Origin of the sequence: Aeromonas sobria, assembly GCF_050266975.1 — a bacterium.
GTDB lineage: Bacteria > Pseudomonadota > Gammaproteobacteria > Enterobacterales > Aeromonadaceae > Aeromonas > Aeromonas sobria_B.
The window spans coordinates 1-10,480 of record NZ_JBKISU010000053.1; the positions used below are offsets into that span (position 1 = coordinate 1).

A 10,480-nucleotide genomic window follows, 5' to 3' on the forward strand; every position below is an offset into this window, starting at 1 on the left:
GAATACATCCACTACTACAACCACGAGCGGATCAAAGCAAAACTAAACGGCCTGAGCCCGGTACAGTACCGAACTCAGGCCATGTCATCCGCCAACTAATGTGTCCAATAAATGGGGTTCACTTCACTTAATGAAGGCGGCTGGTTCACGGCATGGGATTTGTTACCCCAACAAGGCGTGGGTAAGGATGAAGAGCCCTCCCGACAGCAGCATGGTCAACGGCAGGGTCAGCACCCAGGCCATCACTATGGTCTTGATGGTCTGGCTCTGCAGGCCGGAGCGATTGGCCACCATGGTGCCCGCCACCGCCGAGGAGAGAATATGGGTGGTGGAGACGGGCATCCCGGTCAGGCTGGCGATCCCTATCGAGGTCGCCGCCGTGATCTGGGCCGCGATCCCCTGGCTGTAGGTCATGCCGCTCGACCCTATCTTCTCGCCCACCGTGTGCACGATGCGCCGCCAGCCCACCATGGTGCCGCAGCCCAGGGCCAGAGCGATGGAAACGATGACCCAGGTCGGGGCATATTCGGCGGTCGAGGTCAGATCCTTGCGCCACTTGGCCAGATCGGTCAGCTCCTTGGCGGGCAGGGGCAGCTTGGCGGCCTTGCGGGCGGTGTCATCGACGCAGAGCAGCAGGCGACGCACCTCACGGCGCTCCTCCTGGCTCAGGCCATCATAGCTGCGCACCTTGCCCAGCCGATCGTCCAGGGTCGCCATCACGGAGAGAGCGGCCCCCGCCTCGCAGTGGCTCACGGGAGCATGGTTGACCAGAACCGGGCGCTGGAAGTCGACAAGCCCGATCAGCGCCCCCTGATTGCGCTGATAGATCTCGGTGATGCGCCTGTTGGCATCCTGGGTCCTGTCTATGTCGTAGGGACGACTGCCCATGTCGAGGGCAAAGTAGGCGGGAGCCATGCAGATCAGCACCAGCATCACCAGGCCGATGCCCTTCTGGCCATCGTTGGAGCCGTGCACGAAGCTCACCCCCATGGCGGAGGCCACCAGCGTCAGCCGTGCCCAGAAGGGCGGGTGTTTCTTGCCATCCACCAGCAACCTCTCCTCCGGGGTCTTGTGGATCTTGCTGCCCAGCCATATCCGTTTGAGGGCGAGCAGCAGACCGGCCGCGATGATGAACCCCAGGGTGGGCGAGACGATGAGCGAGAGCATGATGTCGATGGCCTTGCTCACATTGATCCCCTGGGTCAGGGGCTGATCGTTGATCCAGGCGTAGGCTCCGCCCACCCCCAGGATAGAGCCAATCAGGGTGTGGGAGCTGGAGGCCGGGATCCCGAGAAACCAGGTGCCCAGGTTCCAGACGATGGCCGAGAACAACAGGGAGAACACCATGATGAGGCCCTGGCTCGAGTCCATGCCCAGCAGCAAGTCGATGGGCAACAGATGAACGATGGCATAAGCCACCCCCAGGCCACCGAGCATGACCCCGGCAAAGTTGAACAAGCCTGAGGCCACCACCGCCATGTGGGCAGGCATGGCCTTGGTGTAGATCACGGTCGCCACCGCGTTGGCGGTATCGTGAAACCCATTGATGAACTCATACGCCAGCACGAAGAGCACTGCCAGCGTCAGACCGATGAACCACCACACACCCAAACCGTTAATCATTTCCAACATAAAGACGAACCTGTTGATGAGTTGCGGCGGATTATGCTCAGTTGGCCCGGGGGACAATAGCCATCACGGCAATATTTCAGTCATAAAAATAAAGGGTATTTTCCATAACCGGGCGCTATGCCAGGAGCCATGGGGCCCTCAACAACGCATTAATATAGGTGTTACATTGGCCGGCAGGAACAGGATCGACATCCTTCAATCAATTTCGGCGATAATGCCGACATCACGCGATAAAAAAGCAAAAAAAGACTATTTTATCGCAAAAAATATCGGCATGAAGGCACCTCGTCGCCTCCCCTTTTCGGCCAAGAGAGAGCCGCCCGCGCCAGGCAACGCTGACCAGGGCACGGCAAGGGGTCGGGTCAGCCAGGGGCCGGCGAGGACGCGCCATCTGGGCTTCCTGGGCCGGGCAAGGTCACTCGCCATGGCGGTGACAAAAAAGGCGCCACATGGGCGCCTCTGGCAACACGGCAGGGGATCAGTCTTCGCTGATGCGGCTCGCCACCGCCCCCTGCTGGCTCTTGTACTTGGCGTTCTCACGCTTGTTGTAGGGCCGGGCGGCGGGGCCCGAGAGCATCTCGAAGTTGAGTGCCCCTATCTTCATCTTGGGACGCAGCGCCAGCGGCAGCTTGCCGCCGTTGTAGAACTCCAGCACGATGCGGCCGGACCAGCCCGGATCGATCCGGTGCGCGGTCACGTGCACCATGAGACCGAGGCGCGCCAGGGAGGAGCGCCCATCGAGCCAACCGACGATGTCGGCGGGCAGGGTCACGGATTCATAGGTCACCGCCAGGGCGAGCTGGCCCGGGTGCAGATAGAAGGCCTCGCCATCGGGAATGTGGATCTCGTCGCTCATCACCCGATCGATGGCATCGGCCATCTCGCTGCCCGGGCCGCTCAGGTCGATATAGGGGGCCGTGTGGTCACGAAACACCCGAAACTCGTTGCCGAGCAGCACATCGACGCTGACCCCACTGATCCGCTCCACCCCGGGCCTGGGTTCGATGACTATCTTGCCTTCGTCCAGATGACGTTCGATATCGGTATCACAAAGACGCATTGCGCGACTCTCCTGACAAAAATGGCATGTAAAAAGAGCCGGGTCGTGACCCGGCTCCCTGGTGTATTCAGCCGACCAGCATGTGGCGGATACGCGCCTTGAGCATGTCGATGGCGATGCGGTTCTTGCCGCCTCTTGGCACGATCACGTCGGCATATTGCTTGGACGGGTCGATAAACTGCAAGAACATGGGGCGCACCGTCTTCTGGTACTGTTTGAGCACGGAATCCATGGTACGGCCCCGCTCCTGCACGTCACGCACCAGGCGACGCACCAGACAGATGTCCAGCGGGGTATCCATGAAGATGGAGGCATCCATCAGCTCACGCAGCCGGCTATCGGTCAGCAGCAGTATCCCTTCGAGGATGATCACCTTGCGGGGCGCGAAGTGACGGGTTTCGCTCATCCGGGTGTGTTCGGTGTAAGAGTACTGGGGTATCTCGACGCCACTCCCCTTGATCAACTGCACCAGATGCTCGACCAGCAGGCTGTGGTCCATGGCGCTGGGGTGGTCATAGTTGGTCTTGACCCGCTCTTCCATGGTCAGATGGGTCTGATCTTTGTAGTAACAATCTTCGGAGATCACCCCGATCTCACCCGCCCCCAGTTCGGCCACCAGCTCTTCATAGATGGTCTGGGCGATGAGGCTCTTGCCGGACGCGGACGCCCCTGCAATGGCGATGATCACACACGAGTGTTGAGTATCAGACATGACAAATACCTAAAAAAGAAGCGCTGCGGGAAAGGTTTAAACCGATCCATTATATGGAAAAGGGGGGGAGCTGCCCACCCCAAATCCCCGCCGAACCACCAACCGCCGATTATTCATCCACCGCCAGGGTAAACAGAGGGGTTGCAATCGGTTTTCCGCTGAAATAGAGGGCGGAGGCCACCCGTCTGGCCAGCTTCATGTAGATCTGTGCCAGCTCCCCTTCGGGGGCGAAGAAGACGGTCGGACAGCCATCGTCCAGGTGCTGGCGGATGTCGATGTGCAGAGGCAGCTGGCCCAGCAGCTCCAGGTGATACTGCTCCGCCATCTTCTGGCCCCCCCCCGTGCCAAACAGGGGCTCGTGATGCCCGCAGGCGCTGCACACGTGGTAGCTCATGTTCTCTATGATGCCGAGCACGGGCACATTGACCTTGTTGAACATGGCGATCCCCTTGCGGGCATCCGCCAGGGCCACGTCCTGAGGGGTGGTGACGATGAGGGCCCCCGAGGTCGGCACCTGCTGGGCCAGGGTGAGCTGGATATCCCCTGTGCCCGGCGGCATGTCCACCACCAGATAGTCCAGTTCGCCCCAGCGGGTCTCGTGCAGGATCTGCGCCAGCGCCTTGCTCGCCATGGGGCCGCGCCAGATGGTGGCATCCTGCTCGGCCACCAGATAGCCGATGCTGTTGCTCTTGAGGCCGCACGCCTCCACCGGCAGCATGGTCTTGCCATCATGGCTGCTGGGGCGCTCCTGGCGCGAACCCAGCATGGTGGGAATGGAGGGGCCATAGATGTCCGCATCCAGAATGGCGACCCGCGCCCCCTCCTTTTGCAGCGCCAGCGCCAGGTTGACCGCCGTGGTGGACTTGCCCACCCCGCCCTTGCCGGACGCCACCACCAGTATGTTGCGAATGCCCTGCACCGCATTGAGGTTCTGGGCGCGGGGCATGCTGGCCACCTCGATGTCGCACAGCCACTCTATCTGCTGCGCGCCGGTCAGGGTGCGCAGCCTGGCGTCAAACGCTTCCTTGATCTGTTCAAACCAGGAGAAGCCGGCAAAGGGGAGCACCAGCCTGATCTGCAATGTCTGCTCCTGCTCGCTGACGGCGCGCACGAATCCGGCATCCACCAGATCCTTGCCCCACCCCATGGGTTTAAATTCGGCAAGCAGCTGTTTAACTGAATCAATCACCATGAAATCCCCATTCGACTGTCTTTATGCTGAGGGTGGCCGGGGCGACCGATGCAAAAGGGCCGGCCCCGTGCCCATCCAGGGCCATAGACCTAGGCAGGCTGCCCCCAATTCGGGTAACATGCACCGCACTGTATCATCCCAACAGGCACATCAAGAACGTATTATGGCAACTGATCCCCGTACCATGCTGGTAACCTGCGCCCTCCCCTACGCCAATGGCTCCATTCACCTCGGCCACATGCTCGAACACATCCAGGCCGATATCTGGGTTCGTTATCAGCGAATGCGCGGCCATCAGGTGCATTTCATCTGTGCCGATGATGCCCATGGCACCCCCATCATGCTCAAGGCGCAGCAGATGGGCGTGACTCCGGAAGCCATGATCGCGGCCGTCTCCCAGGAGCATCAGACCGACTTTGCCGGTTTCAACATCAGCTTCGACAACTATCACTCCACCCACAGCGACGAGAACCGCGAGCTGGCGGAGCTCATCTATGGTCGTCTGAAGGAGGGTGGCTTCATCAAGGGCCGCACCATCACCCAGCTGTTCGATCCGGAAAAGTCCATGTTCCTGCCGGACAGATTCGTCAAGGGCACCTGCCCCAAGTGCAAGTCCCCCGAGCAATACGGTGACAACTGCGACAGCTGCGGCGCCACCTACAGCCCGACCGAATTGATCGATCCCAAATCCGCCGTGTCAGGCGCCACACCAGTGATGAAGGATTCCGAGCACTTCTTCTTCGATCTGCCCCAGTTCGAAGCCTGGCTCTCCGGCTGGGTGCGCAGCTCGGGCGCCATCCAGGAAGAGATGGCCAACAAGATGCAGGAGTGGTTCGAGTCTGGCCTGCAGCAGTGGGACATCACCCGCGACGCCCCCTACTTCGGTTTCGAAATTCCCGGGGCGCCGGGCAAGTACTTCTACGTCTGGCTCGATGCCCCCATCGGCTATATGGCGTCGTTCAAGAACCTGTGCAACAAGCGCGGCGACATCGACTTTGACAGCTACTGGCGCAAGGATTCCAGCGCCGAGCTCTATCACTTCATCGGCAAGGACATCGCCTACTTCCACTGCCTGTTCTGGCCCTCCATGCTGGAAGGGGCAGGTTTCCGCCAGCCGACCAAGGTCAACGTGCACGGCTATGTGACCGTCAACGGCGCCAAGATGTCCAAGTCCAAGGGCACCTTCATCAAGGCTTCCACCTACCTCAACCACCTGGATCCCGAGTGCCTGCGGTACTACTACGCCGCCAAGCTCAACAGCCGCATCGACGATCTGGACCTGAACCTGGATGACTTCGTGGCCCGGGTCAATGCCGACGTGGTCAACAAGCTGGTCAACCTGGCGTCTCGCAATGCCGGCTTCATCGCCAAGCGTTTCGACGGCAAGCTGGCCGCCACCTGCACCGAACCCGAACTCTACGCCGAATTTGCGAGCGCCCGCGCGTCCATCAGCGAAGCCTACGAGACCCGCGAGTTCAGCCGCGCCATCCGCGAGATCATGGCGCTCGCCGACAAGGCCAACCGTTACGTGGACGACAAGGCCCCCTGGGTACTGGCCAAAAAAGAAGGCATGGATGAGGAGCTGCAGGCGGTCTGCTCCGTCGGCATCAACCTGTTCCGGGTGTTGATGGCCTACCTCAAGCCCGTCATGCCCAAGCTGGCCGAGCGCGCCGAAGCCTTCCTGGGTGAGACCCTCAGCTGGGAAGGGGTGGCCCTGCCGCTGACCAACCACACCCTGGCCCCGTTCAAGGCCCTCTTCTCTCGCATCGAGCCGGCCCGGATCGAGGCCATGATCGAGGCGTCCAAGGAAGATCTGGCCAAGGAGCAGGCACCGAAAGTGACCGGTCCCCTGGCGGACGACCCCATCAGTGACACCATCAGCTATGAGGATTTCGCCAAGATTGACCTGAGGGTGGCGCTGATCAAGAAGGCCGAGGCGGTACCGGAAGCGGACAAGCTGCTCAAGCTGCAACTCGATCTCGGCGGCGAGACCCGCCAGGTGTTCGCCGGCATCAAGTCCGCCTACAACCCCGACGATCTGGAAGGCAAGCTGACCGTGATGGTGGCCAACCTGGCGCCGCGCAAGATGCGTTTTGGCATGTCAGAAGGCATGGTGCTGGCGGCGGGCCCGGGCGGCAAGGATCTCTGGATCCTGGAGCCCCAGGAAGGGGCCCAGCCTGGCATGCGGGTCAAGTGATCACGCCAGGGCAATAGCCATGAGATGACAAAGCGAGGGGCCAATGCCCCTCGCTTTTTTCATGCTTTCCCCACGGCTCCCCACCTGGCCACGAGCCTCTTGTGTTACTCGTCCCCCTTGAGCATCAGCAGGCTGAGCCCCACCAGCTCGCCGCGCTGGCAGGAGAGCCGCTGCAACTGCCAGCGCCCCTTCTTGCGCAGGGCCCGCAACAGGCGCTGCTGTTTGGGGGTGCTCTTCTCCCGGCGCAGCCGCTTGTACCACTGCCGACCATCCTGCAACTGGCCGAGCTGCTCCTGCCAGCGCCCGAGCAGGGCGAGCCACTCGGGATCCCCCGCCCCCATGGCCACCAGCAACTCGGTGCCATAACGTATCTGCTTGATCTCCAGCCTGACCCTGTGCCACTGACGCAACAGCTTGTCGTTGCTGAGCTTGCGGGATTTGGCGCTCTGCTCATCCTCTATCCGGTTGAGCAACAGGCTCAGACGCAGACCAAGCTGGAGCCGATACCAGGGCAGTGGATCGAAACCGGCCGGCACCTGCGCCACCCCGTCGAGCCACTCATCGAGGGAGACCGCCAGCATGGGCACCCTGGGCTGCGCCTCTGCCATCCCCTGGGGCAGCTTGCCAGCCTTGCTCCCCTCCTCGCGCCTGGCGCCGGCCCCCTTGTGGACGAACTGGCTGGCATAGACCTGCTCATCGCGCAGGGCGGAGAGGCGAGCCACCGCCTTGTGCAGGCGACGCTCCAGCCTGGGGTGGTGGATGAGCGGGCGCCAGAGCGCCAGCAGGGCATGAAGCCGGCGGGCCGCGATGCGGTAGCCATGCACCTGCTCCACGTCGGCCTGCTGGCGCAGGGCCAGGGTCGAGGCCCAGTAGTGGTTGATGAGGGTATGCGCCTGACCGAGCAGTCGCTCCCGCAAGGGATCGTCCATGGATCTCTCCTCTCCTTGCCAATGCAGGCCGCGTCGGCGACCGGGATGGCACATGTTTGCCGACAGGGGTGACCGTCAGTTGGTATGAAAGCCTGGCCGCACCTCTCCCTCATGGGGCTGACAAGAGATGTGGCTCACCTCGGCGGTGCGGGGGCCATGCTCGAGCCAGCCGAGCATCATCTGGACCTGCTCGGCCGGGCCACACAGCAGGACCTCCACCGAGCCATCCTCCAGGTTGTAGGCATGTCCCCTCAGCCCCAGTTGCAGGGCCCGCTCCTGGGTGAAATAGCGAAATCCCACCCCCTGAACCCGCCCAAACACCCGGACGGAAAACGCTTGCTCTCCCATTTATCACACCTTTCGCTTTAGCAATGAGACAGGAGGCCGATAGTGATGGCCGACACTCTCTGTTGTGCAGGATGCAAATACCATTATGAAAGAAGTTAAGTTTCGTTGGGTTGACCGCTATCTCATTCATCTCACCATCAGTGAAAAATTCCTCATCACTTTCTGGTGCCCACTCATCTTCATCGCCCTGCTCTCCTGGTATCTGCTCAGCCATGGCCATGACAGCCAGATGGAACTGCGCCTGGAGGCCCTCAAGAGCCGGGTCGAGACCACGGCGCAACTGGTGAGCCAGCAACCCAGCCTGAGCCTGCCGGCGGACTTGCGCCTTGGCGCGGCCACCGCACCTGGCCTGAGCGAGCAAGGGGGGATCTATCAGATCAGCGCCAGCGCCGGCCAGGCCGGTTACCTCACCGGAACCCTGGATGCCAGCCAGTTCTCCCCCTGGGATAACCAGGGCAGCACCCTCACCATCATAGTCCTGGTCGCCGCCCTGCTGGCGCTGGTGACCCACTATCTGATGACCTTCGTCTCCGGCGCCCTCTACTCCACCAACAAGGCGCTGCAGACCGTGGCCGATGGCGACCTGACCCATCGCCTCAACTTCTTTCCGGTGCGGGACGAGTTCTCGGTATTGGCGGGCAGCATAGACAGGTTCACCGACCGCCAGCACAAGATAGTGCAACTGGTGGAGGAGTCTGCCGAGGCACTGGGCCTGGCCGCCGACGAGTTTCGCGACCATGCCAGCGAGGGGGAATCCCTCGCCATGGCCCAGCGTCAGCACATGGACTCCCTGGCCGCCGCCATGGAGCAGATGTCCGCCGCCATTCGCGAAGTGGCCCGCAACGCCAACGACTCCCTGAGCCAGACCCGCCAGTCGAGCGAAGAGGCGGCCCAGGGGGCAGACAGGGTGGCGCGCACCATAGCGGCCATCACCACCCTCGCCACCGAGATTGGCAATGCCTCCGGCGCCGTGGAGCGGTTGACCCACAACGCCAATCGCATCAACGAGGTGATCGCCGTCATCAACGCCATCTCCCAGCAGACCAACCTGCTGGCCCTCAACGCCGCCATCGAGGCCGCCCGCGCCGGGGAGCAGGGTCGCGGCTTCGCGGTGGTGGCCGACGAGGTGCGCACCCTGGCCAGCCGCACCCAGCAGGCCACGGTGGAGATCCAGCAGATGATAGAGGAGCTGCAGGGGGGCACCAACGCCCTCAACGACATCATGGAGAAGACGGTCGAGCGGGCCGAGCACAGCCAGCGCCTCATCAGCGAGGTGGGGCTGGATATCGACAAACTCAGCCACCACAGCAGCGCCGTGCTGGAGATGAGCACCCAGATAGCCACCGCCTCCGAGCAGCAGAGCTCGGTGGCCGAGGAGATCAGCCGCAACCTGGATCAGGTGCGCAGCGAGGCGGGTCAGGTGGAAGAATCCGCCAGTGCCGCCGTGGCGGGTACCCAGGGGCTCAAGGGCACCGCCAGTGAACTGGCCCAGGCCCTGCGTGGTCTCAAGATATAAACTGGATTATTTGTTGTTACTCACTCGCCCTGACATCGGTTTATATCGTTTTAGCTGATGAAACCTACGACACACCCGCTCCATTCTATCGGGTGTGTTGTATTTCAGGTCGAATGAGACTCCGCTGTAAACTTGAATCAGTCTCACTGATGGCCCTTCTGGCTGCATCGGACCGCAAGGTCGCTTGGTGATCCCCAAGATACTCCGGGGACCAAGTCATCTTCAGCAAACTCAGTACTGCAACAGACTCAGTGCCAGGTTGGGACGACCATTGGCCTGACTCAATATGGTGGTACTCGCTTGTTGCAATATTTGGGTTCGAACCAAGCGTGCAGACTCAATTGCCATGTCGGCATCCCTGATCCGGGATCGAGCAGCGCTCAGGCTTTCATTGTTCACGCTCAAATTACGCCCCCTCGCCTCAAGTGAATTTGCCTGAGCCCCAATCTGGGAACGCTGCACACCGAGTTGCCTCATGCCTGCGTCCAGTGTCCTGATAGCACGACTGGCATTGCTCTCGTTTAACACATTTATGTTGTCCACCGTGTATTTCTGCTTATCTTGCAGGAAAAAACCAAGGGAACCCAAGGTGTTACCTTCCATATCAATATTCGAATATTGGGTACCCGATGAGATGAGCTCAAGTTGCCCAATATAAGTCGTGCTGCTCACATCCGTGAGCAAGGCTGAGAGTGACGGGTTGGCGGAGATAGGTGGAACTGGGGGGGCTGGAGGCGCTGGCTGGGGTGGCTGGGGTGGATGAGTAGTGTAGTGGTCAACTAAATCCGGACACACAGTTAAGCCGATTTTCGGCCTCTGCTGGCGGTATCCCATCATTATGTTGATGTGGACGCCGCCAGTTGTAGTAATCCATCAGGTAATAGCTGATATCCC

10 protein-coding genes are annotated in these 10,480 nt (G+C 61.2%); 3 read left to right on the top strand and 7 right to left on the bottom strand.

Features of this window, described 5'->3' with window-relative positions:
- The coding region (locus ACLHZ1_RS19800) for an IS3 family transposase (RefSeq protein ID WP_427262416.1) at positions 1-99 on the top strand (99 nt) is incomplete at its 5' end.
- Between the two features lie 63 nt (positions 100-162).
- Here ACLHZ1_RS19800 and ACLHZ1_RS19805 read toward each other — a convergent pair.
- The 4 genes from ACLHZ1_RS19805 to apbC all read right to left on the bottom strand — a co-directional run bounded on the left by ACLHZ1_RS19805 (position 163) and on the right by apbC (position 4,596).
- Positions 163-1,632 (bottom strand): inorganic phosphate transporter, encoded by a 1,470-nt coding sequence (locus ACLHZ1_RS19805; RefSeq protein WP_427263439.1) that lies wholly within the window; start codon positions 1,630-1,632, stop codon positions 163-165.
- Positions 1,633-2,110: 478 nt separating this feature from the next.
- Positions 2,111-2,692, bottom strand: coding sequence for a dCTP deaminase (dcd, locus tag ACLHZ1_RS19810; protein WP_427263440.1), 582 nt, complete (start codon positions 2,690-2,692; stop codon positions 2,111-2,113).
- 67 nt (positions 2,693-2,759) lie between these two features.
- Positions 2,760-3,404 carry a uridine kinase gene (gene udk / locus ACLHZ1_RS19815; RefSeq protein ID WP_041992535.1) on the bottom strand — a complete coding sequence of 215 codons (645 nt, stop codon included), beginning with the start codon at positions 3,402-3,404 and terminating at the stop codon, positions 2,760-2,762.
- 109 nt (positions 3,405-3,513) lie between these two features.
- On the bottom strand, positions 3,514-4,596 hold the full coding sequence (gene apbC, locus ACLHZ1_RS19820) for an iron-sulfur cluster carrier protein ApbC (protein WP_427263441.1): 1,083 nt from the start codon (positions 4,594-4,596) through the stop codon (positions 3,514-3,516).
- A 163-nt stretch (positions 4,597-4,759) separates the two neighbouring features.
- On the opposite strand from apbC, the gene metG reads away from it, so the two are divergent.
- Complete coding sequence (metG, locus tag ACLHZ1_RS19825; protein WP_427263442.1) at positions 4,760-6,793, top strand: methionine--tRNA ligase; 2,034 nt, start codon at positions 4,760-4,762, stop codon at positions 6,791-6,793.
- Positions 6,794-6,897: 104 nt separating this feature from the next.
- Here metG and ACLHZ1_RS19830 read toward each other — a convergent pair whose 3' ends face one another.
- Positions 6,898-7,722: a CHAD domain-containing protein gene (locus tag ACLHZ1_RS19830; RefSeq protein ID WP_427263443.1), complete on the bottom strand. Its 825-nt coding sequence runs from the start codon at positions 7,720-7,722 to the stop codon at positions 6,898-6,900.
- A 75-nt stretch (positions 7,723-7,797) separates the two neighbouring features.
- A complete protein-coding gene (yccX, locus tag ACLHZ1_RS19835; RefSeq protein WP_427263444.1) occupies positions 7,798-8,070 on the bottom strand; it encodes an acylphosphatase in 273 nt (90 codons plus the stop codon).
- Between the two features lie 85 nt (positions 8,071-8,155).
- Here yccX and ACLHZ1_RS19840 point away from each other — a divergent pair, with 85 nt between their 5' ends.
- On the top strand, positions 8,156-9,586 hold the full coding sequence (locus ACLHZ1_RS19840; protein WP_427263445.1) for a methyl-accepting chemotaxis protein: 1,431 nt from the start codon (positions 8,156-8,158) through the stop codon (positions 9,584-9,586).
- Between the two features lie 231 nt (positions 9,587-9,817).
- On the opposite strand, the gene ACLHZ1_RS19845 is transcribed toward ACLHZ1_RS19840, so the two are convergent.
- The gene (locus tag ACLHZ1_RS19845) at positions 9,818-10,258 is read right to left on the bottom strand and encodes a flagellin (protein WP_427263446.1); all 441 of its coding nucleotides are present in this window, start codon (positions 10,256-10,258) and stop codon (positions 9,818-9,820) included.
- Positions 10,259-10,480 lie beyond the last annotated feature (222 nt).